Origin of the sequence: Pseudomonas sp. S49, assembly GCF_009866785.1 — a bacterium.
GTDB lineage: Bacteria > Pseudomonadota > Gammaproteobacteria > Pseudomonadales > Pseudomonadaceae > Aquipseudomonas.
Window position 1 is genome coordinate 2,824,082 of the sequence record NZ_CP019432.1, and the last position, 22,760, is coordinate 2,846,841.

Below are 22,760 nucleotides of genomic sequence, written 5' to 3' on the forward strand. Positions count from 1 at the left end.
CAGGACTCCTAGCGCATCACAAACGGATCAGGCATTGGCGCCTGGGAAAGGTTGATCCACACCGTTTTCAGTTCGGTGTAGGCCAGCACCGAATCGATGCCGCTTTCGCGTCCATAGCCACTGTTCTTGAAACCGCCGATCGGCGCCATCGCCGAGACCGCGCGGTAGGTGTTGACCCAGATGATCCCGGAGCGAACATCGCGAGCGAGGCGGTGAGCACGACCCAGGTCGCGGGTCCAGATGCCCGCCGCAAGGCCGAACTGCGAGTCGTTGGCGATGGCCAGCGCCTCGGCCTCATCTTTGAAGCGAATCACCGACGCCACCGGGCCGAAGACTTCTTCCTGCATGATCTTCATCGAATTGCGGTCGCATTCGAACAGCGTCGGCTCGTAGAACCAGCCTTCGCCGAGACCGGTTGGGCGTTTGCCGCCGGTACGCAAACGCGCGCCTTCAGCGATGGCATCAGCGACCAGACCTTCGACCACCGACAGTTGCTGCGCGGTGGCCATCGGGCCCATTTCACTGTTGTCTTCCTGCGGATTACCGATGCGAATGCGCTGGGCGCGTTCGACCAGTCGATTGACGAACTCGTCGTAGATTTCGTCCTGCACCAACAGCCGTGAACCCGACACGCAACTCTGCCCGGACGCGGCATAGATCCCGGCGATCGCGCCGTTGATCGCGCTGTCCAGATCGGCGTCGGCGAAGATGATGTTCGGCGACTTGCCGCCCAGTTCCAGCGACAACTTGGCGAAGTTTTCGGCGCTGCTGCGTACCACATGCCGTGCCGTCGCCGCACCGCCAGTGAAGGCGATCTTGCGGATCAGCGGATGGCGGGTGAGGGCGGCGCCAGTGCTTGGGCCGTAACCGGTGACGACGTTGACCACGCCCGGCGGGATCCCGGCTTCGAGGGCCAGACGCGCCAGTTCAAGAATCGTTGCGGAAGCGTGCTCGGACGGCTTGATCACAATCGTGTTGCCGGCGGCGAGGGCCGGGGCGAGTTTGATCGCGGTCAGGTACAGCGGGCTGTTCCACGGAATGATCGCCGCGACTACGCCCATCGCCTCGTGCACGGTGTAGGCGAACAGATCCGGCTTGTCCAGCGGCAGGGTGCCGCCTTCGAGCTTGTCGGCTAGGCCTGCGGTGTAGTGGAAGAACTCCGGCAGATAACTGACCTGGCCACGGGTTTCGCGGATCAGCTTGCCGTTGTCGCGGCTTTCCAGCTGCGCCAGTTGTTCCTTGTTTTCCGCGATCAAGTCACCGAGACGACGCAGCAATTTGCCGCGCGCGGTGGCAGTCAGACCACGCCATGCCGGGCTGTCGAAAGCGCTCTGCGCGGACTGCACGGCGCGTTCGACATCGGCTTCGTCAGCGTCGGGCAGTTGCGCCCAGGCTTGTGCCGTGGCCGGGTTGAGGCTTTCGAAGGTCTTGCCGGAGAGGGCGTCTACCCATTCTCCGCCGATGCACATCTGGAAGCGTGCGAGTGTCATGCAACGATCCCCTTTATAGGGTTTTGTCGGGAGTGTGCGAATTGGAGAAATTCCAGCAGCGTCTGATTGACCAGACGCGGCGACTCTACGGGCATCATATGCCGTTGCTCGGGCAGCACAGCAACCTTCGCACCGGGGATGCGCCGGGCCAGTTGCTCGGCCATTTCCGGGGTTGAACCGGGGTCGAGTTCACCGGTGGCGATCAGCGTCGGCGCCTGAATGCTGCCCAGGTCGTCGGCGCGGTACATGTCTTGGGTGGCGAACAATTCATAAGTGGTCAGGTAACCCTGCGGATCATTATTGGCTAGGGTCTGGCGCAATGCGGCGATCTGCGCCGGATTGGCCGCCTGATATTCGCGACTGAACCAGCGTGACAACGCCGCTTCGGCATTGGCGTCCGGGCCATGTTCGGCGGCTTGCGCGGTGCGCGCGATGACGCCGGCACGCTGTTCTTCACTGCGGTTGAACACGCTGTTCAACACCACCAGGCTTTGCAGGCGCTCCGGGTAATGCAGGGCAAAGGCCCGCGCGACCAGACCGCCCATGGAGAAACCGATCACCGCTGCCTGCGGCAGATTGAGGTGATCGAGCAACTCCAGCAACTGATCGGCGTAGCCGAGCAGGGCGGTGCCGCTGGCCGGTCGCGGGCTGGCGCCATGACCGAGCATGTCGTAGGCGATCACCCGGTACTGGCTGGACAGGCCGACAATCTGCCCGCCCCACATTTCTTTGTTCAGGCCCACGCCGTGGATCAAAACCACGGGCTGGCCTTGGCCGGTCGCCAGGTAACTGGTGCCAGCCGGGGTGAGTTCAGCGGTGAGCCGAATCATGGAGCGCTCCTGCAGTGCCTTTTTATTGTGATTACTGGGCTTTTTCGGCGGCCAGTTCTTCCAGATCGATGTAGCGGTTGCCGATGCGCGGGTGCAGGCGACCACCGTCGGCGCAACCCAGCACCACAACGATTTCGTCGGCACGCGGCGCGTCTTCGATCTGCATTTCCAGAGTGATGTAGTGCGAACGCTGGCCTTCGTCGTCCTTGTGCATCATCGGGATCTGAATCGAGGTGCCCGGACCGCCGCGCTTGTTGGTGAAGCTCAGGTAGCTCTTGGCGTTGACGGCTTCGCGGTAGTGGTTGCCGAAGCGCAGGGTGTGGATCACGGCGGAGGCGTGTTCGATCTCGCCATCAGCGCCGACCACGGCCGCTTTACCGTAGGCCTCGATTTTTTCCGCACCGCCGATGATGCCGATCAGACGCTCGACCATCAGTGCGCCGAGGTCAGAGCAATTGGCGCGGATCTGCGGCTTGAGGTCTTCAATGAAACCGTTGCCCACCCATGGGTTTTTCATCACCACGGCGAGGCCGACCATGGTCACTGGCTTGTCAGTGGCTTTGCCGCCTTCGATAAAGGTTTCTTCGACATAGCTGACGATCTTGCGAATTTCGAAACTCATGAGCTGCTCCGTAGGGGGATTGAGAGTGTCTGTGCGTCTGATGGTATACCATAATACCAATCGTGCAAGTCCCCCGCGCAAGAATTGCGTCATACATCCGGCGAATGGCGCTGCATTCACTGGCAACCACAAATACCAAGACCACCCCTAACCCCTGTGGGAGCGAGCCTGCTCGCGAAAGCGGTGGGTCAGCCAATAAACTGGGTGACTGGTGCACCGCATTCGCGAGCAGGCTCGCTCCCACAATGGAAATCAGCGTCGGTAGAGGGCCGCTTTCGGTTAACAAAAGATAACGTGGCGCCGATTGTCAGACGTTTCGAAAGCCCGATAGGATGAGCCAGCTTCCGAAGTGGCTCTGGATTGCGGGTTTCAGGACTATGCTCCTGAGCAGCCATCAGCGGAGCACACTTGCGGCGCCCTTGAAGGTCAGATGGCCTAACAATAATAAATAGGGGAAGGTCTATGAGTCGTTGCCGCCCGCCGGCGTTACGCAACACCGCGTTGCTGGCCACAGCACTCTCTCTGCTGGGCTTTGCCACGTTGTCGGCACCTGTGATTGCCGCCGAGGCCCCGGCCGATGTGGTCTATGCCACCGAATCCGCCAAAGCCGCGAAAAGCCTGATTCTCGACGTCGTCCACGCCGGTGCGCGACTGGTCGCGGTCGGCGATCGCGGGCACATCCTTTATTCCGATGACCAGGGCAAAACCTGGAAACAGGCCAAGGTGCCGAGCCGGCAACTGCTGACGGCTGTGTATTTTGTCGACGACAAGCACGGCTGGGCGGTCGGTCACGACGCACAAATCCTCGCCAGCGCAGACGGCGGTCTGACCTGGACCAAACAATTCGAAGACCTCAAACGTGAATCGCCGCTGCTCGACGTCTGGTTCAAGGACGTCAACAGCGGTCTCGCCGTGGGCGCGTACGGCGCGTTGATGGAAACCACCGACGGCGGTAAAAACTGGCAAGACGTCAGCGACCGCCTCGACAACGAAGACCAGTTCCACCTCAACGCCATCGCGGCGGTGAAGGATGCCGGGCTGTTCATCGTCGGCGAGTCGGGCAGCATGTTTCGCTCCGCCGACGACGGCCAGACCTGGGAAAAACTCGAAGGCCCGTACGAAGGTTCGCTGTTCGGTGTGATCGGCACGGCGCAGCCGCAGACCCTGCTGGCGTACGGCTTGCGCGGCAATCTTTATCGCTCCACGGATTTCGGCAGCACCTGGGAGCAGGTCGAACTGAAAGCTGCACGTGGGGCGCTGGAGTTCGGCCTGTCAGGTGCGACCCTTCTTGAAGACGGCTCGATCGTGATCGTCGGTAACGGCGGCTCGGTGATCAGCAGCAGCGACAACGGCGAGACCTTCAGTGTGTTCAACCGTCCGGACCGCATTTCGCTGTCATCGGTCACTGCTGCCGGCGACGGCAACCTGATTCTGAGCGGGCAGGGCGGCGTTCACACCACACTGCCTAACGGTGCCGAGATCAATAACAAGAAGGCGGGGCTATGACTTCCTTGATCACTCCTCAGCAGGACAAGGCGACGTTTCTTGAACGCCTGATCTTCAACAACCGCCCGGCAGTGATCCTGATCTGTCTGGTGGTGAGCATTTTCCTGTTCTGGCAGGCCACGCTGATCCGGCCGTCGACCAGTTTCGAAAAAATGATCCCGCTCCAGCATCCGTTCATCGAGAAGATGATGGAGCACCGCAATGATCTGGCGAACCTCGGTAACACCGTGCGTATTTCGGTGGAAGCCAAGGACGGCGACATCTTCTCCAAGGAGTACATGGAGACCCTGCGGCAGATCAACGACGAGGTGTTCTACATCTCCGGCGTCGACCGCTCCGGCCTGAAGTCGCTGTGGAGTCCGAGCGTACGCTGGACCGAAGTGACCGAAGAGGGTTTTGCCGGCGGTGAAGTGATCCCGCAGAGCTACAACGGCTCGCAGGACAGCCTCGATCTGCTGCGCAACAACGTGCTCAAATCCGGCCAGGTCGGGCGTCTGGTGGCCAACGACTTCAAGTCGAGCATCGTCGACATTCCGCTGCTGGAGTCCTACCCGGACCCGGAAGACCAGGGCAAGTTGCTCGCGCTGGACTACCGCAAGTTCTCCCATGAGCTTGAAGACAAGATCCGCAACAAGTTCGAAGCGCAGAATCCCAACGTCAAAATCCACATCGTCGGTTTCGCCAAGAAGGTCGGTGACCTGATCGACGGTCTGGTGATGGTGGTGCTGTTCTTCGGCATCGCCTTCGTCATCACCCTGATCCTGCTGCTGTGGTTCACCAACTGCGTGCGCAGCACCATCGCCGTATTGAGTACGACGCTGGTGGCGGTGGTCTGGCAGCTCGGCTTGATGCACTTCTTCGGTTTCGGACTCGATCCGTATTCGATGCTGGTGCCGTTCCTGATCTTCGCCATCGGTATTTCCCACGGCGTGCAGAAGATCAACGGTATCGCCCTGCAATCCAGCGAGGCCGACAACGCCCTGACCGCAGCGCGGCGTACCTTCCGGCAACTGTTCCTGCCGGGGATGATCGCGATTCTCGCGGATGCGGTGGGTTTCATCACGCTGCTGATCATCGACATCGGCGTGATCCGTGAACTGGCGATTGGCGCGTCGATCGGCGTGGCAGTGATCGTGTTCACCAACCTGATTCTGCTGCCGGTGGCGATTTCCTATGTCGGCATCAGCAAGCGCGCGATTGCCCGGAGCAAGAAGGACGCCAACCGCGAGCATCCGTTCTGGCGCCTGCTGTCGAACTTCGCCAACCCGAAAGTCGCCCGCATCTCGGTGCTGCTGGCATTGATCGCCTTCGGTGGCGGCCTCTGGTACAGCCAGAACCTGAAAATCGGCGACCTCGACCAGGGCGCACCGGAACTGCGTCCGGACTCGCGCTACAACAAGGACAACAACTTCATCATCAGCAATTACTCCACCAGCTCTGACGTATTGGTGGTGATGGTCAAGACCAAGGCCGAAGGTTGTTCGCGTTATGAAGCCATGGCGCCGATCGACGAGTTGATGTGGAAGATGCAGAACACCGAGGGCGTGCAGTCGGCGATCTCGCTGGTGACCGTGTCCAAGCAGATGATCAAGGGCATGAACGAGGGCAACCTGAAATGGGAAACCCTGTCGCGCAACCCGGACGTGCTGAACAACTCGATTGCCCGCGCCGACGGTCTGTACAACAACAGTTGCTCGCTGGCGCCGGTGCTGGTGTTCCTCAACGATCACAAGGCTGAAACCCTTGATCGTGCGGTGCACGCGGTGCAGGAATTCGCCAAGGACAACAACAAGGACGGCCTGGAATTCATCCTCGCGGCCGGTAACGCCGGGATCGAAGCGGCTACCAACGAAGTCATCAAGCAGGCTGAGCTGACCATCCTGATTCTGGTGTACATCTGCGTGGCGGTGATGTGCATGATCACCTTCCGTTCGTGGGCGGCGACCCTGTGCATCGTCCTGCCGCTGGTGCTGACCTCGGTACTCGGCAACGCGCTGATGGCGTTCATGGGCATCGGCGTGAAGGTTGCGACCTTGCCGGTGGTGGCGTTGGGTGTGGGGATTGGTGTCGACTACGGCATCTACATCTACAGCCGTCTGGAAAGTTTCCTGCGTGCCGGGTTGCCGTTGCAGGAAGCCTATTACCAGACGCTGAAATCCACCGGTAAAGCGGTGCTGTTCACCGGCCTGTGCCTGGCAATTGGTGTGTGCACCTGGATCTTCTCGGCGATCAAGTTCCAGGCCGACATGGGCCTGATGCTGACCTTCATGCTGCTGTGGAACATGTTCGGTGCGCTGTGGCTGCTGCCGGCACTGGCGAAGTTCCTGATCAAGCCGGAGAAACTGGCGGGGCAGAAGGGGAACTCGTTGTTTGCCCACTGATCTGAAGGGCTGAAAAGACAAAGCCGCAACCTTAGGGGTGCGGCTTTTTTTGTGTTTTAAGATCAAGAGCCCCTCACCCTAACCCTCTCCCGGAGGGAGAGGGGACTGACCGAGGTGTGCGGCTTGATCCATCGACCTGAGATACCGAGTCGATTATGGATTCACAGCAAATCGTTCAAGTCGGCGTAAATCTCGAATATTCCCCAATCGGTCCCCTCTACCTCTGGGAGAGGGCTAGGGTGAGGGCAGAGGATCTCAAGCGTTAAGTGAGTTCAGCGCCAAGCACAACACTCAACGCACTACGCGCATCATCCAGCTGCACCAACGTCGCATGCCGAGCACCCAGGGCATCACGATTTTCAATGGCGGTCAAAATCGCCTTATGCCGTGGCAACGCCAATTCATGCAGATTCGGCCGCTGATTCGAATGCTTCAATGCCTCGGCAATCGCCACCGACAACATGTTGCACAGGTTCGCCAGCAAATCATTGTGCGTCGCATCGGCAATCCGGCTGTGGAAGTCCAGATCCGGCTGCAACAACGCTTCCGGCGTCGGCGCGGCTTCCATGCGCTGGTAAGCCTCACCGATCCCGGCAATTTCGGCATCGGTGGCATGCTGGGCGGCGAGGGCAGCAGCGGCCGGTTCGATAATGCTGCGCACACTGGTCAGCACATTGAAGAATTCATTCTGCGGGCTGCTTTGCATCAGCCAGTGCAGAACGTCCGGGTCGAGCATGTGCCATTCGCGGCGGGCCTTGACCACCGTGCCGACGCGTGGCTTCGAATACACCAGACCCTTGGCTACCAGTACTCGCGTGGCTTCGCGCAACACTGGCCGGCTGACCGCGTACTCCTCGCACAGCAGGGCTTCGGCGGGCAGTTTGTCGTCGGGCTTGAAGCGTCCGGAGACGATCTGCATGCCCAGTTCCTGGACGATGCGCGAGTGCATGCTTTTGCGGTCGGAGGGTTTGCGGTAATCCATGGGGAGTGGCGCGATCCTGAGCGATGGAGATGCCGCGCATCATAGCAGGCACCAGACAATCTTGAGGCGGGTAATGATCGTTCCCACGCTCTGCGTGGGAATGCTGCCCGGGACGCTCTGCGTCCCATTTCAGAGCTGGAACGCGGAGCGTCCCTTGAGGCATTCCCACGCGGAGCATGGGAACGATCGGTGGAGAAGGTCAGTGAGAGTGGCGGGGGACTTCCGCGCCTCGGCAACCGACCAGGAAGTCAAAGTCACAACCCTGATCCGCCTGCAGCACATGGTCGATGTACAGCTGACGATAACCGCCCACCAGCAACTGCTGCGGCGGCTGCAGATCCGCCATGCGTGCCGCCAGTTCGGCGTCCGAAATGTCCAGGTGCAAGCGTCCGGTGGCGCAGTCCAGCTCGATCCAGTCGCCTTCTTTCACCGTCGCCAAAGGCCCGCCAGCCGCGGCTTCCGGCGCCACGTGCAAAACCACCGTGCCGTACGCCGTGCCGCTCATCCGCGCATCAGAAATGCGCACCATGTCGGTCACGCCCTGCGCCAACAGTTTGGCCGGCAAGCCCATGTTGCCGACTTCAGCCATGCCCGGATAACCCTTCGGCCCGCAGTTCTTCATCACCAGAATCGAATCTTTATCGACATCCAGCTCCGGATCATTGATCCGCGCCTTGTACATATCGAAGTTTTCAAACACCACCGCACGACCGCGATGCTGCATCAGTTCCGGCGTTGCAGCGGAAGGCTTGAGCACCGCACCGAGTGGCGCCAGGTTGCCACGCAGCACACAGATGCCACCGTCAGCACGGATCGGATTGTCGAGCGTGCGGATCACCTCGTCTTCGCCATAGATCGGCGCGTCCTTGGTGTTCTCGCCGATCGACTTGCCGTTGACGGTCAACGCATTCGGGTTAGGAATCAGATTGGCCTCACCGAGACGACGCAACACCGCTGGCAAACCACCGGCGTAATAGAACTCTTCCATCAGGAAGCGCCCCGACGGTTGCAGGTCGACGATGGTCGGCATGCCGCGCCCGATACGGGTCCAGTCGTCCAGATCCAGCTCGACGCCAATGCGCCCGGCGATGGCTTTCAAGTGAATCACCGCGTTGGTCGAGCCGCCGATCGCGGCGTTGACCCGGATGGCGTTTTCGAAAGCTTCCTTGGTCAGAATCTTCGACAGTTTCAAATCTTCGCGAACCATCTCCACCGCCCGCATGCCGGACATGTGCGCCAGCACATAACGCCGCGCATCCACGGCCGGAATCGCCGCGTTGTGCGGCAGCGAAGTGCCGAGTGCTTCAGCCATGCAGGCCATCGTCGACGCCGTGCCCATGGTGTTGCAGGTGCCCGCCGAGCGCGACATGCCGCCCTCGGCTGCAAGGAAATCGTCGATGGTGATGGTGCCAGCCTTGACCTGTTCGCTGAGCTGCCAGACCACCGTGCCGGAACCAATGTCCTTGCCCTTGTGCTTGCCGTTCAACATCGGCCCGCCGGTGACAACAATCGCCGGCACGTCGCAACTCGCCGCGCCCATCAGCAGCGCCGGGGTGGTTTTGTCGCAACCGGTCAGCAGCACCACGCCGTCGATCGGGTTGCCGCGAATCGCTTCCTCAACGTCCATGCTCGCCAGGTTACGGGTGAGCATGGCGGTCGGGCGCAGGTTCGATTCGCCGTTGGAGAACACCGGGAATTCCACTGGGAAGCCACCGGCCTCGATCACCCCGCGTTTGACGTGCTCCGCGATCTGGCGGAAGTGCGCGTTGCACGGGGTCAATTCCGACCAGGTATTGCAGATGCCGATGATCGGCTTGCCATGGAACTGGTGGTCGGCGATGCCCTGATTCTTCATCCAGCTGCGGTACATGAAGCCGTTCTTGTCGGCCGTGCCAAACCATTGGGCGGAGCGCAGGGTGGGTTTCTTATCAGACATGATCGATTCTCTTATTGTATGACTATAGTGTTCCAACTACGGCTTAATCTAAGCGCAAAATCCTAGGTTTGGAAGTGTTGTTGGTAAATTAGTATTACTATATAGTCGTTTTCGACGGAGGGATGGCCCTGACGGTTTTCCGTGAGAGGCGTCCCCCGAGGTTCTATAAAAACAACAATCGGAGACCGATCTCATGAGCCAGGAACTGCGGCTGATACGGCGCATTACGCTGAAACTGATTCCCTTCCTGATCCTGCTGTACCTGATCGCCTATGTGGATCGCTCCGCCGTCGGCTTCGCCAAGCTGCACATGGGCGCCGACATTGGCATTGGCGATGCGGCTTACGGCCTCGGCGCCGGGCTGTTCTTCATTGGCTACTTCCTCTTCGAAATTCCCAGCAACCTGATGCTCGAACGCTTCGGCGCACGACGCTGGTTCGCGCGGATCATGATCACCTGGGGCGCCATCACTATCGGCATGGCCTTCGTCCAGGGCCCGCACAGTTTCTACGTGATGCGCTTTCTGCTCGGCGCGGCCGAGGCGGGGTTCTTCCCCGGTGTTCTCTACTACATCACTCAATGGTTCCCGGTGCGCCATCGCGGCAAGATCCTCGGGCTGTTCATCCTCTCGCAACCGATCGCAATGATGATCACCGGCCCGGTGTCTGGCGGTTTGCTTGGCATGGACGGCGTCCTTGGCCTGCATGGCTGGCAGTGGCTGTTCATCGTCATCGGTACTCCGGCGATCCTGCTCACCTGGCCGGTGTTGCGCTGGTTGCCGGATGGCCCGCAGCAAGTGAAGTGGATGGATCAGGCAGAGAAAAACTGGCTGACCGGCGAGCTGAAAAAGGATTTGCAGGAATACGGCCAGACTCGCCACGGCAATCCGCTGCATGCGCTGAAAGACAAACGTGTGTTGTTGCTGGCGCTGTTCTATCTGCCGGTGACGTTGAGCATTTATGGCTTGGGTTTGTGGTTGCCGACATTGATCAAACAGTTTGGCGGCAGTGATCTGGTCACCGGTTTCGTCTCGTCGGTGCCGTACATCTTCGGGATCATCGGCTTGCTCATCATCCCGCGCAGTTCCGATCGTTTGAATGATCGTTACGGGCATCTGGCTGTTCTGTATGTGCTGGGCGCGATTGGCTTGTTCCTCAGTGCGTGGCTGTCGTTGCCGGTGGCGCAACTGGCGGCGCTGTGTCTGGTGGCGTTTGCGCTGTTTTCCTGTACGGCGGTGTTCTGGACCTTGCCGGGGCGGTTCTTTGCTGGTGCGAGTGCGGCGGCGGGGATTGCCTTGATCAACTCGGTAGGGAATCTCGGCGGGTACATCGGGCCGTTCGTGATTGGTGCGTTGAAGGAGTACACCGGCAATTTGGCTTCGGGATTGTATTTCCTCTCTGGAGTGATGGTGTTTGGCTTGATCCTGACGGGCGTTGTCTACCGTGTGCTGGAACGCAAACATGTCCTGCCGGTTGACCAATTTGCCGCCAGTGCCCGAGGCGCTACCCGCACCTGAATTTTTAAAGCAACGCAAATCCCTTGTGGGAGCGAGCCTGCTCGCGAAGAGGCCGGCACATTCAACATTTGAGGTGACTGACACACCGCTTTCGCGAGCAGGCTCGCTCCCACAGGGGATAGCGGTGTTTTTGAGAGAATAGGAGAAGAACATGCATCTGGTTCAATTCGAATTAAGCAACCGCGAACGCCGCGTCGGCGTGGTCGACAACGGTCTGGTGCGCGAAGTCCAGGACGCCCGCAGCGTGCGCGATCTGGCACTGGCCGCCATCGAAGCCGGCAACACTTTTGAGCAGCAAGTGCAAACCCTCGGACTCGGCATCAGCCACGACTACGCCGAGTTGCTGTCCCAGTTGCGCATCCTGCCGCCACTCGACCACCCGGACCCGGCGCACATGCTGATCAGCGGCACCGGCCTGACGCATCTGGGCAGCGCCTCGGCGCGGGACAAAATGCACCAGCAGGCCGGCGATGAAGCGACGATGACCGACACCATGCGCATCTTCAAATGGGGCGTGGAGGGCGGCAAACCGGCGGCGGGGCAGGCTGGCGTACAACCTGAATGGTTTTACAAAGGCGACGGCAGCATCGTCGTCCGCCCGGGCCAACCCTTCCCGGTACCGCCATTTGCCGAAGACGCCGGTGAAGAGCCGGAAATGGCCGGCCTGTACATCATCGGCAACGACGGCAAGCCTTATCGCCTGGGTTTTGCAGTCGGCAACGAGTTCTCCGATCACATCATGGAACGCAAGAATTACCTGTACCTCGCGCACTCGAAATTGCGCAGTTGCAGTTACGGCCCGGAACTTCGCACTGGTGAACTGCCTCAACATCTGGCAGGCACCAGTCGCATTCTGCGTGACGGCGAAGTGCTCTGGCAGAACGAATTTCTCAGCGGCGAAGCGAACATGTGCCACAGCCTCGCCAACCTCGAATACCACCACTTCAAGTACAGCCAGTTCCTGCGTCCCGGCGACGTGCACATTCATTTCTTCGGCACTGCTACCCTGTCGTTCGCCGATGGCATCCGCACCCAGCCGGGCGACGTCTTCGAAATCAGCCAGGCCGAATTCGGCGCGCCGCTGGTCAATGGCATCGTTCCGGTTCCAGCGGCTTTTGTACCGGACAGCATCGGCACCCTTTAAGGAGATCCCATGACTCAGATTCTCGGTCACAACTACATCGGCGGTCAGCGCAGCGCCGCTGGCAACGTCAAACTGCAATCGGTCGACGCCACGACGGGCGAACAGCTGCCGCACGATTTCATCCAGGCCACGGCTGAAGAAGTCGACGCCGCCGCTAAAGCCGCCGCTGCCGCGTATCCGACTTACCGCAGCCTCAGCGCCGAACGCCGCGCGCAGTTTCTCGACGCGATCGCCGATGAGCTGGATGCGCTCGGTGATGATTTTGTCGCCGTGGTCTGCCGCGAAACGGCGTTGCCGGCCGGACGCATTCAAGGCGAGCGCGGTCGCACCAGCGGGCAGATGCGTCTGTTCGCCAAAGTGCTGCGTCGCGGTGATTTCTACGGTGCGCGGATCGACCTGCCGCTGCCGGATCGTCAGCCGCTGCCGCGCCCGGATCTGCGTCAATACCGCATTGGTCTTGGCCCGGTGGCGGTGTTCGGCGCGAGCAACTTTCCACTGGCATTCTCCACCGCTGGCGGCGACACCGCATCGGCGCTGGCCGCCGGTTGCCCGGTGGTGTTCAAGGCCCACAGCGGTCACATGGCCACGGCTGAACGGGTCGCCGATGCGCTGATTCGCGCCGCCGAAAAAACCGCCATGCCCGCCGGTGTGTTCAACATGATCTACGGTGGCGGCGTCGGCGAATGGCTGGTCAAACATCCGGCGATCCAGGCAGTGGGTTTCACCGGTTCGCTCAAGGGCGGACGTGCACTGTGCGACATGGCCGCGGCACGCCCGCAACCGATTCCGGTGTTTGCCGAGATGTCGAGCATCAACCCGGTGATCATCCTGCCGCAGGCCCTTGCCGAGCGTTCGGAAACGGTCGCCCGCGACCTGACTGCTTCGGTGGTGCAGGGCTGCGGTCAGTTTTGCACCAATCCGGGCCTGGTCATCGGCATCCGCTCGCCAGAGTTCAGCGCGTTCGTGCAGCAGGTTGCGGGTTTGATCGGTGATCAACCGGCGCAAACCATGCTCAACGCCGGCACCCTCGGCAGCTACGGTAAAGGCTTGCAGAAACTGCTGGCGCATCCCGGCATTGAGCATCTGGCCGGCAATCCACAGCAGGGCAATCAAGCGCAGCCGCAGTTGTTCAAGGCCGATGCCAGCCTGTTGATCGATGGCGATGAAGTGCTGCAGGAAGAAGTGTTCGGCCCGACCACGGTGATTGTCGAAGTGGCGGACAAGGCGCAACTCAGCGCTGCCTTACACGGCCTGCATGGGCAACTGACGGCGACCATCATTGGCGAGCAGGCGGACTTCGAACGCTTCGCTGAATTGACGCCGTTGCTGGAACAGAAGGTCGGGCGGATCCTGCTCAACGGTTATCCGACCGGTGTCGAGGTGTGTGATTCGATGGTGCACGGCGGGCCGTATCCGGCGACATCCGACGCACGCGGCACCTCCGTCGGTACGCTGGCCATCGACCGCTTTCTGCGCCCGGTGTGCTTCCAGAACTACCCGGACAGCTTGCTGCCCGAGCCGCTGAAAAATGCCAACCCGTTGCGTATCCAGCGCCTGGTTGACGGCAAGTCCTCACGCGACGCGCTCTGACATCACACCAATCCCGTGTAGGAGTGAGCCTGCTCGCGATAGCGGTTTCACATTCAACATATCTGTTGGATGACACAACGCGATCGCGAGCAGGCTCACTCCTACAAGGGCCGCGTACGACAATGAGCTATCATTGGCCCTTTCCCCCCTAGAAAGACTGTTTGCCATGACTGCCCAAACCCTTCTCGACGTCCTCGAACAATCCGATATGGTCGAAATCGACGGCTTGCACGCCTTCGAATTTTTCCTCGATGAAGACGACAATCTGCACATCGAATGCATCGACGGCCGAGCGGCCAAGCATTGGGAATTCACCCCGGTTCAGGTTGCCGCTGCAACTTTCGACGACTCTTTGCAGAGCTGGTTGATCGTCGGTTATTTCAATGAAACCAAAGCGATCGGCGAACACCGCTTGGTTTGTCATGGCGACGTAGTCAGCAGCAGCGATGACGAGGATGACAATCAATGAAAATGCGTAAATTCTGGCCGCTGCTGATGGCCGGCAGCGTCGGTGCCATGGGGCTTTCCAGCGCATCCGCCGAGAACTTCCAGTTGCTGGTCGGTTCCTACACCGCCAACACCAGCCAGGGCCTCTATCGAATGAACTTCGACAGTGCCACCGGCCAGATCGCCGCCAAACCGCTACAGGTGGTCAAGAGCGAAAACCCGTCATGGCTGACCCTGTCCAAAGACCAGCGTCGCCTGTTCGTGGTCAACGAAAACGGCCCGGGCCAGAAAGACCCGGTCGGCCGTGTCAGCAGCTATTCGATCGATCCGAAAACCCACACGCTGACCCTGATCAATCAAGTGCAGAGCCTGGGCAACGAGCCGACCCATTCGAGCCTCAGTGGTGATGCCAGCCACTTGTTCGTCAGCAACTATTCGGTGATGGAAGATCCGGGTGGAACGCTGGCGGTATTGCCGGTCGGTGCCGACGGCAAACTCAAACCCGTCGTGCAGATGAGCGCGCACCCGGCGAGCCGGATCAATCTTGAGCGCCAGGCCTCCAACCACGTGCACTCGACGGTTTCTTCGCCTGACGGCCGCTACGTGTTCTCCAACGATCTGGGCGCGGACAAAGTCTTCGTTTACCTGTTCGATCCGAAGGCCAACCCGGACTTGCCGCTGACGCCGGCGATGACCGCCGCAGTGCCCTTGCCGGCCGGCAGCGGTCCGCGTCATCTGCTGTTCAGTGCTGACGGCAAACACGCCTGGCTGACCATGGAAATGAGCGCGCAAGTCGCGGTGTTCGATTACCACGATGGCGTGCTGAGCCAGACGCAACTGGTCGATCTGGCCGCTGGTCAGCCAACGTCGGACAAGGCCGGCGCCGCGCTGCATGCCTCGGCCGATGGCAAGTTCCTCTACGTCAGCAACCGCGGTACCGCCAATCAATTGGTGGTGTTCGCGATCGATCCGGCCACCGGCCAGCTCAAAGAGCTGCAAAAGCGTTCGGTGGACGGTGATCACCCGCGCGAGTTCAGCCTCGATCCAAGTGGCAAATTCCTGCTGATTGCCAACCAGAAGAGCAACGAAATTGTCGTCGTCGAGCGCGATGGCAAGACCGGTCTGCTCGGCAAAACCGTGCAGAAACTGCCGATGGACGCGCCCAGTGACCTCAAGTTCATAGTGCGACAATAAGCCACAGGCCCCGGTTTACGGGGCCTGTCTCTTTGTATTAATCGCGCTGATATCGGGTAATGCTACAAAGCATTTCAAGCGATCAACCCTCGAGCGTTAAGTTTGCTTCACGGCCCAACCGGGCAAACCAGCTAACTGAACACGAGGGTTACCGCCATGAACTTCAATCTCTTCTCCGTGATTGCCGCTTCCGCCATCTCTGCCACCGTTGTGCTGCCAGCCAGTGCCAACGTTGAAATCAACAGCAAAAAATCCCACACCCAGAGCTACACCCAGAAATACCTGCAACAAAGCGCCAACTTCTACGCCGCCCTGGATCACAAAGCCCAACACTGAAATGCCCGTTCTGCACAACTCCCTGTAGGAGCTGCCGAAGGCTGCAGTCTTGATCTTGCCCTTGGGATCGTTCCCACGCTCCGCGTGGGAACGCAGCCCGTGACGCTCCGCGTCACTGGACGCAGAGCGTCCCGAGAGGCATTCCCACGCTGAGCATGGGAACGATCAGATCGCAGCCTTCGGCAGCTCCTGCACGTGTGTTTTTCGCAGCACGATAGTTTTGTTCAAACACGCAAATAGACTGGCTAAATAATCAACGAAGCTGATGTTTACTATGGCAAACCCTGAGTGGTTAGCGCGGCTTTTTTGATTGATTCTGTGGACATCGAAACATGCCCACGGGAGAACACCATGGCCAGCGCAATCCTTCATTCAGCCAAACGCGGCGCCTACCTGGTCATCGGTCTGTACCTGGCCGTGGTGCTGGTCGTCAGCATCGCCTCGCAGATGGAACACAGCTTTGACGCACCGATTCAAGTCGACCACCCCGGCATCCAGTTCGAAGTCCGCTCGCAAAGCGTGATGGTCCACCGGGCCGAACTCGCAGGAGTCGGCGGAGCATGAAAGGCTACAGACTTTGGGTAGTCGCCGGTTTGGCGTTTTTCACCAACGGCGCTTCATTATTGGGTATCGGTCAAGGCTCGGTGGGCGCACTGGCCCGGGCCATAGAGGCCAATCACAACATTGCGCACAATATCGAACGGGCGAACACGCTGGGGCTGATGGCCGGCAATCCACCGGTAAAGGCTTCGGCCGATTTTCTCGGACCGTTCGAAGTCGATTGCATGGCACTCGGCATGTGCCAAGCGCTGGCCTGACTGATCGTTCCCACGCTCCGCGTGGGAATGCAGCCCCGGACGCTCCGCGTCCGATTGGAACGCAGAGCGTCCCTTGAGGCATTCCCACGCAGAGCGTGGGAACGATCATCAAGCAGGAAGGTGAGGGTTATTTCTTCATGATCGAGGTGAATAGCTCGGATTCGAGGAAGCGCTGCAACCAGGCCTGTAAGCGAACATAAGGCGTCTGTGCAAACCACTCACGATCAACATGGGCAAACTGCCGAACGAAGGGCAGCAGGGCGATATCGGCCAGGCACGGATGGTCAGCCAACAGGTAGTCGTATTCACCCAGCGTCAGATCCAGATGATGCGCAATCATTGAGCATCGCATCCGATAGACCTCCATCGGCTCCTCGGGAAAGCGCTCGGCGTATTTGTAGTGGTTCAGCGATGTTTTGAAAACCTCATCGTTGGTTTTGATCAGCATGTCCATGATGACTTGCGCACCTGCGTCATCTTTGAGCAACCAATCATCCGGATCATTCTGCGCCAACGCCCAGCGCATGATCTCCAGGCTCTCATCAATCACCCGCCCATCGGCATCCAGCACCGGCACTGTGCCCTTCGGCGAGATCGCCAGCATCTCCGCTGGCTTGGCCTTGAGGCTGACTTCAACGATGTCCACCGCCACGCCCGAATAACGCAGCGCCATCCGCGCCCGCATCGCGTACGGGCAGCGGCGGAAGGAGTACAGCGTGTTCATTTCACCTCCAGCGTGCTCAAACCATTGCCTTGGCGCTGCACCTGAATCTGCACCGGAATCCGCTCGTGCATTTCCTGCACATGGGAAATCACCGCGACCTTGCGCCCCTGCGCCTGCAAACCATCGAGCGCATCCATCGCCAGTTGCAGCGATTCCGGATCAAGGCTGCCAAAGCCTTCATCGATAAACAGCGATTCGATTTTCAGCGTGCTCGACGCCATCGACGCTAGTCCCAATGCCAACGCCAGCGACACCAGGAACGTCTCGCCGCCGGACAACGAGTGCACCGAACGCAGTTCATCGCCCATTTCGGTGTCCATCACCAGCAGGCCAAGCATGCTGCCACCGCGCTTGAGGCGATAGCGTTTGACCAGTTGGCGCAACTGCACGTTGGCGTGGTGCACCAGCAGGTCGAGGTTGTAGGCCTGGGCGATCTTGCGGAAGGTGTCACCGGTGGCCGAGCCGATCAAGGCACTCAGTCGCGCCCAGCGTTGATATTCGGCGTAGGCATCGGCGATCTGCTGGGCCAGCGCCTGGTTGGCGTTCTGCCGGCGCTGATCTTCAGCCTGTTCGGCACGCAGTTCGGCACATTGCTGCTCGCTGACATTGAACTGATTCTGCAAATCGCTCAGGGCGGTGGCCAGTTGCTCGGCATCAAGATTGCCGTTGTGTTGCGACTGATGATCGAGCAACAACCGATCACGCTCCTGCAGCAAGACCCTGGCTTGTTCGATGGCTTTTTCATTGAGCTGCAAGCGCTGGCGCAATTGCGCGACATGCTCATCATCGACCCGCAACAAGTCTTCGAGGCCGCCGTCATCCAGCTCGGGATGACGAGCGCGCCAGTCGGCAATCTTGCTTGCCAGATCCTGTTCCTCGCTTTGCAGCGCCTGCAAACTCTGTTGCTGCGCCTTGAGTTCAGCGGCGATCTGCACAATCTGCGTGCGTACGTTTTGCAGGTCTTGAGCGGTGCCAGTTTCGGCAGAGCGCGCTTGCTCCACAGCCTGTTCCAGTTGCTGCTGCCACTGCTCGGCGCTGCCGTGTTCACCCAGCAACTGCGCAAGTTTGTCCTGGCAGAGTCGTTGCTGTTCGGCCAGCGCATTGAACTGTTGCTCAGCCGTTTGCGCCTGCTGGACGCGGGTCTGCTGGCGATCCTGCTCTTTCTCCAGCGTCTGCTGACGCTGTTGCTGCTCGGTGAGTTCTTCCTTCTGCTGGTCGACTTGCGCCAGACGCTCGGCGATCTGCCGGTCGAGCTGCATGAAGGTCGCCGCCGGTTCCAGGCGCAAGGCTTCAAGGGTATCGGCGGGGAGCAGCGTGGCGAACGCTGTCAGTTCCTCATCAAGGCGCTGACGGTCGCTGCCGAGTTCGCGCTGCTGATTGCTCAGGTGCTGCGCGGCTTGCTGATGCGCAGTTTCGGCCTGACGCAATTGCTGGGTCAGGCGCGCAGCATCCTGTTGCAGGGTGAGCAGGGCGCTCTGGCGTTGCTCGTCCTGAGTAATGCTCTGGTTCAGTTGCTCGTTTTGCCGGGCGAGCCAGGCATCGCGCTTGTCGGCGTCCTGATTGAACAACTGCGCGGACAGCGGATGCGCATCGAGGCTTGGCGCCAACGCTTGCTGCTGGTTCACCAGTTGTTCTTGCTGTTGCAGCAGTTCTTTCTGTTGCGCAATCACGCCACCGACTTCGGCGCGCAGTTCGATGAGCTTTTCCTTGAGCTGATCGACCACTTGCTGGGCGTTGGCCTGTTCGCTTTCATCATGGCGACCAAGACTTTGCAGCAGCGCTTCGGGCTGATGATACGGATGCTCGTTGCTGCCGCAGACCGGGCATGGCTGATCGTCCTGCAACTGCGCGCGCAACTCTTCGACACTGGCACTGCGCGCCAGCCGCTGGCGTTCAAGCAGCTCGCGGGTGACGTTGAGGGTTTGTTCGGCGACGGTCAGTTCGGCTTTGCTTTTCACCCCGTCTTGAGTCAGGCGATCACGCTCCTGCTGGGCGTTGAGTTGACGCTGTTGCAACTCGGTGCTGCGCTTGTCGAGATCCTGCTGCGTGGCCCACAGGCGCGACAGGTCTTCGAAGGCGCGCAGTTGTTTGCGGTTGTCCTGCAGCAGCGTGCCGAGGAGGCCGATTTGCTCGGCGACGGCATCGGGTTCGGCGCCGGCCTCTTTGAACAGCACTTCCAGTTGCTGCTTCTGCGTGGTCAGTTCTGCGGCGCTGCGCGTGGCATTTTCTTCGAGGCTCGCCAGTTCGGCTTGGCCCTTGTTCAAGCGGTTGCCGATCAGCATCAGCTGTTGCAGGCGATCGCGGTAGGCATTCCACGCGTCGCTCAATGGCGCCAGATGAGCACTCTGCTCAAGCTCGGCGGCGATACGTTGCAGGCGTTCGCCGACCTGGGTCTGTTTTTCCAGCAAGGCTTGAATGGCGTTTTGGCCGTCAGTGCAAGCCTGCTGCGCACTGAGCCTGGCTTCGGCACTTTGCGCGACATCCTTGGCCAGACGGGCGAGGGTGCTTTGCTCATCAAAGGCCTGACGCAACAGCGGCGCGTTTTCACTCTGCCGTTGCTGCGCTTCGCTCAGGGCGACTTTCGCCGTTTCGAGGTTGTGCTCCAGTTGCGTTTGGCGCTCGGTCAGCTCGGTGTGTTGCTGCGAGTGCGCAGCAATCTGTGCGGCCAACGGCGTCAGCAGCGCATCGAGTTCGGTTTTACGCGCGAACTGGTGCCGCTGCGGGCCGAGCTGCTCCAGTCGCGTCAGTGTCACCCGCTCGCCGGCCAGACTTTCCGATTGCTGCTGGGCGCTGTGCAGTTGTTCTGCGGCGGCTTGCTGCGCGTCCTGCAATACACGCAAGTCCTTGAGCCAGCCGTGCTGCTGCTCAAGTTGTTTGAGCTGCGCCTGCTGCAACTTCAACTGCTGTTGCGCGGCGTTGAAGCGCTCGTCCAGCTCGGCCCGGGCTTCGGGCGCCAACGGGGTCACGCCGGTGGCCTGATCCTGCAACAGCTTGTGCGCTTCGCGGGCCTCTTTGGTCTTGTCGAAGGCGCGGCGGCCGAGGCGGGTATACAGCGCGGTGTCGGTGAGTTTTTCCAGCAGTTCGCTGCGGTCGTTGTCGTCCGCTTTGAGGAACGCACTGAACTCGCTCTGCGCCAGCAGCACGGCGCGGGTGAACTGTTCGAAGTTCAGGCCGAGTGCGGCTTCCAGTTGGGTTTTGTATTCGCCTTTCTGGCTGGCGAGCAGTTGATCCTGATCGATGTCGCGCAGACTCTGACGGCTGGCTTGCAGCTTGCCGCCGGCCTTCTCACGGGCGCGATTGGCCTCCCAGCGCGCACGGTAGCGCCGGCCATCGACACCGACGAAATCCACTTCGGCGTAGCCTTCACCGGTACCGCGACGCAGCAACGTGCGCGGGTCGCCGGTGGCGATTTCGCCGTCGGCATCGGGGACTTTGGCGTCGCGGCCAGTGTTGTTCAGGCGCGGCACGGCGCCGAAGAGCGCCAGGCACAAGGCGTCGAGCAAAGTACTTTTACCGGCGCCGGTCGGGCCGGTGATCGCGAACAAACCGGCACTGGCCAGCGGTTCAGCGGTGAAATCGATTTCGAAAGGGCCGGCCAGCGAGGCGAGGTTTTTCAAACGAATGGCGAGAATCTTCATGGCTGCTCGCCCTCCAGTTGTACGTCTTGCAGCAGTTCGGCGAAGTCCTTCAGCGTCTGTTCATCGACCTCGTTGCCGTAGTTGTCGAACCAGGCGCGGCTGAACAATTCCTGCGGGGTGAGTTGGTCGAGTTCGATCAGGGAGGTGCCATCTTCGACGCCGTCAGCGCCACGGTTGCCAGCGTATTCAGCGGCGATACGCACCAGGCGCACGGCTTTGCCTTGCAGGGCGCTTTCGACTTGATGGCGCAGATCCGGCTGTGGTTCATCGAGGGTTACGCGCACTTCTAGCCACGGCTGCCGCTGGGTTTCGGCGAGCAGGTCGATGTTCGGCAGATCCGCCAGTTGCAGCAGAATATCGGCCAGCGGTGCCGGGCCGATGCGCTGCAGGTTGACCGAGCGCGGGATCAGTTTCGGCTCGACGCTGACCAGGGTTTCGCCGTCGAGGGTGATGTCGAGTATCTGGTGCTGATAGCTGATTTCCGAAAACGACAACGGGATCGGCGAGCCGCTGTAACGAATGCGTTCTTCACCATTGACCTTCTGCGGCTTGTGCAGGTGGCCGAGGGCAACGTAGCTGATGCTCGGCCCGAACAGGCTGGCGGGCAGGGCTTCGGCGTTGCCGATGATCAGGCTGCGTTCGGAGTCTTCCGACACCGAACCGCCAGCCATGTGCGCGTGGCTGATGGCGATCAGCGCCTGACCGGGTTGGCGCTTGGCGTTGGCGGCTTCGATCAGCCATTCATGCACCTGACCGATGCCACGCAAATAGTTGTCGCCCAGATGCGCGCCGGTCACCTCCGCCGGGCGCAGAAACGGCAGCGCCAGGCACCACGCGGCGACTTCGCCGGTTTTATCCGGCAACGGCAGCAGCAGGCGTTCGGCATCCAGTTGCCCGTCATCCAGCCACAACACCCGACCCAGCGCATGCGTGCGCAAACGCCTCATCAACGGCGCGGGCAGTTCGATCCGCGAGCCGGAATCGTGGTTGCCGGCAATCATCACGATGGTCAGCAACGGCTGCTGCTCGTGGGCGCTGACGATGAAATCGTAGAGGCGTTCCTGGGCTTTGACCGGCGGATTGACCGTGTCAAAGATATCCCCGGCAATCAGCAGCACATCCGGCTGCGCCAGTTGCAGTTGGCGCAGCAGCCATTCGAGAAAACAGGCGTGCTCGAAATCGCGCTCCTGGCCGTGCAGGTTTTGCCCAAGGTGCCAGTCGGAGGTGTGAAACAGACGCAAGGTGGACTCCGCAACAATTAAAGAGGTGATGGCCGCAGGTAAAATGATGGCGGCGAAAGAGGGGAGAGTTTACAGATTATTGCGGCGGGAGGGCTTGTTATACGGGTGAGCAACTATTACCCAGGACGCGGTTTTATTCATACCGCTCATCGGGATCGACGGCTCAAGTGATTCAAAAATTGACGCCAAAATAGTGGCCATCTAATATCGCGCCACGATGTTGATATCAATACGCTACTACCGGGGTGCAATGGGGCGTTTCGCGATCTGCTCCGTGATTGACTGCGCTCTGACGTTATCTCCCTTTACCCGTTATTGGCTCTGATTGGCACCCGTGTGGGTGCCAGTCAGCAGGTAGTGCGCCT

The 22,760-nt window shown here is 60.3% G+C and carries 18 protein-coding genes; 10 read left to right on the forward strand and 8 right to left on the reverse strand.

What is annotated here, in order from left to right; genetic code table 11:
• Nucleotides 1-8 precede the first annotated feature (8 nt).
• From PspS49_RS12610 to PspS49_RS12620, 3 genes are read right to left on the reverse strand one after another with little or no spacing between them, the layout of a single operon-like run.
• On the reverse strand, nucleotides 9-1,490 hold the full coding sequence (locus PspS49_RS12610; RefSeq protein ID WP_127926904.1) for an aldehyde dehydrogenase: 1,482 nt from the start codon (nucleotides 1,488-1,490) through the stop codon (nucleotides 9-11).
• Entirely contained in the window at nucleotides 1,487-2,320 is an 834-nt protein-coding gene (locus PspS49_RS12615) for an alpha/beta fold hydrolase (RefSeq protein ID WP_127926905.1), read from the reverse strand. The genes PspS49_RS12610 and PspS49_RS12615 overlap by 4 nt, the downstream gene beginning before the upstream one ends.
• Before the next feature lie 31 nt (nucleotides 2,321-2,351).
• Complete coding sequence (locus PspS49_RS12620; RefSeq protein ID WP_160039547.1) at nucleotides 2,352-2,942, reverse strand: amino acid synthesis family protein; 591 nt, start codon at nucleotides 2,940-2,942, stop codon at nucleotides 2,352-2,354.
• Between the two features lie 462 nt (nucleotides 2,943-3,404).
• Between PspS49_RS12620 and PspS49_RS12625 the strand changes: the two genes are divergently transcribed.
• Nucleotides 3,405-4,448, forward strand: coding sequence for a YCF48-related protein (locus PspS49_RS12625; RefSeq protein ID WP_127926907.1), 1,044 nt, complete (start codon nucleotides 3,405-3,407; stop codon nucleotides 4,446-4,448).
• Nucleotides 4,445-6,829, forward strand: a complete 2,385-nt coding sequence (locus tag PspS49_RS12630) for an RND family transporter (RefSeq protein WP_127926908.1) — start codon at nucleotides 4,445-4,447, stop codon at nucleotides 6,827-6,829. The genes PspS49_RS12625 and PspS49_RS12630 overlap by 4 nt, the downstream gene beginning before the upstream one ends.
• A gap of 262 nt (nucleotides 6,830-7,091) precedes the next feature.
• On the opposite strand, the gene PspS49_RS12635 is transcribed toward PspS49_RS12630, so the two are convergent.
• Both PspS49_RS12635 and PspS49_RS12640 read right to left on the reverse strand, forming a co-directional pair.
• Nucleotides 7,092-7,811, reverse strand: coding sequence for a FadR/GntR family transcriptional regulator (locus PspS49_RS12635; RefSeq protein WP_122600168.1), 720 nt, complete (start codon nucleotides 7,809-7,811; stop codon nucleotides 7,092-7,094).
• A 199-nt stretch (nucleotides 7,812-8,010) separates the two neighbouring features.
• Nucleotides 8,011-9,747, reverse strand: a complete 1,737-nt coding sequence (locus PspS49_RS12640) for an IlvD/Edd family dehydratase (protein ID WP_077573250.1) — start codon at nucleotides 9,745-9,747, stop codon at nucleotides 8,011-8,013.
• Nucleotides 9,748-9,940: 193 nt separating this feature from the next.
• Here PspS49_RS12640 and PspS49_RS12645 point away from each other — a divergent pair, with 193 nt between their 5' ends.
• The 8 genes from PspS49_RS12645 to PspS49_RS12680 all read left to right on the forward strand — a co-directional run bounded on the left by PspS49_RS12645 (nucleotide 9,941) and on the right by PspS49_RS12680 (nucleotide 16,792).
• Nucleotides 9,941-11,263, forward strand: coding sequence for an MFS transporter (locus PspS49_RS12645; protein ID WP_160039549.1), 1,323 nt, complete (start codon nucleotides 9,941-9,943; stop codon nucleotides 11,261-11,263).
• 151 nt (nucleotides 11,264-11,414) lie between these two features.
• On the forward strand, nucleotides 11,415-12,407 hold the full coding sequence (gene araD1, locus PspS49_RS12650; protein WP_160039551.1) for an AraD1 family protein: 993 nt from the start codon (nucleotides 11,415-11,417) through the stop codon (nucleotides 12,405-12,407).
• A 9-nt stretch (nucleotides 12,408-12,416) separates the two neighbouring features.
• Nucleotides 12,417-13,997: an aldehyde dehydrogenase (NADP(+)) gene (locus tag PspS49_RS12655; protein WP_160039553.1), complete on the forward strand. Its 1,581-nt coding sequence runs from the start codon at nucleotides 12,417-12,419 to the stop codon at nucleotides 13,995-13,997.
• A 166-nt stretch (nucleotides 13,998-14,163) separates the two neighbouring features.
• Nucleotides 14,164-14,466 (forward strand): DUF5629 family protein, encoded by a 303-nt coding sequence (locus PspS49_RS12660; RefSeq protein WP_095050106.1) that lies wholly within the window; start codon nucleotides 14,164-14,166, stop codon nucleotides 14,464-14,466.
• On the forward strand, nucleotides 14,463-15,638 hold the full coding sequence (locus tag PspS49_RS12665; RefSeq protein ID WP_160039555.1) for a lactonase family protein: 1,176 nt from the start codon (nucleotides 14,463-14,465) through the stop codon (nucleotides 15,636-15,638). Before PspS49_RS12660 ends, PspS49_RS12665 begins: the two co-directional genes overlap by 4 nt.
• A gap of 156 nt (nucleotides 15,639-15,794) precedes the next feature.
• A complete protein-coding gene (locus tag PspS49_RS12670; RefSeq protein WP_007917967.1) occupies nucleotides 15,795-15,974 on the forward strand; it encodes a hypothetical protein in 180 nt (59 codons plus the stop codon).
• Nucleotides 15,975-16,325: 351 nt separating this feature from the next.
• Entirely contained in the window at nucleotides 16,326-16,538 is a 213-nt protein-coding gene (locus PspS49_RS12675; RefSeq protein WP_160039557.1) for a hypothetical protein, read from the forward strand.
• A complete protein-coding gene (locus PspS49_RS12680; RefSeq protein ID WP_127926921.1) occupies nucleotides 16,535-16,792 on the forward strand; it encodes a hypothetical protein in 258 nt (85 codons plus the stop codon). The genes PspS49_RS12675 and PspS49_RS12680 overlap by 4 nt, the downstream gene beginning before the upstream one ends.
• Before the next feature lie 127 nt (nucleotides 16,793-16,919).
• Here the strand turns inward: PspS49_RS12680 and PspS49_RS12685 are convergent, their stop codons facing one another.
• From PspS49_RS12685 to PspS49_RS12695, 3 genes are read right to left on the reverse strand one after another with little or no spacing between them, the layout of a single operon-like run.
• The gene (locus tag PspS49_RS12685; RefSeq protein WP_127926923.1) at nucleotides 16,920-17,516 is read right to left on the reverse strand and encodes a glutathione S-transferase; all 597 of its coding nucleotides are present in this window, start codon (nucleotides 17,514-17,516) and stop codon (nucleotides 16,920-16,922) included.
• Nucleotides 17,513-21,154, reverse strand: a complete 3,642-nt coding sequence (locus PspS49_RS12690) for an SbcC/MukB-like Walker B domain-containing protein (RefSeq protein ID WP_160039559.1) — start codon at nucleotides 21,152-21,154, stop codon at nucleotides 17,513-17,515. Before PspS49_RS12690 ends, PspS49_RS12685 begins: the two co-directional genes overlap by 4 nt.
• Nucleotides 21,151-22,395, reverse strand: a complete 1,245-nt coding sequence (locus PspS49_RS12695; protein ID WP_160039561.1) for an exonuclease SbcCD subunit D C-terminal domain-containing protein — start codon at nucleotides 22,393-22,395, stop codon at nucleotides 21,151-21,153. The genes PspS49_RS12690 and PspS49_RS12695 overlap by 4 nt, the downstream gene beginning before the upstream one ends.
• Between the last annotated feature and the right edge of the window lie 365 nt (nucleotides 22,396-22,760).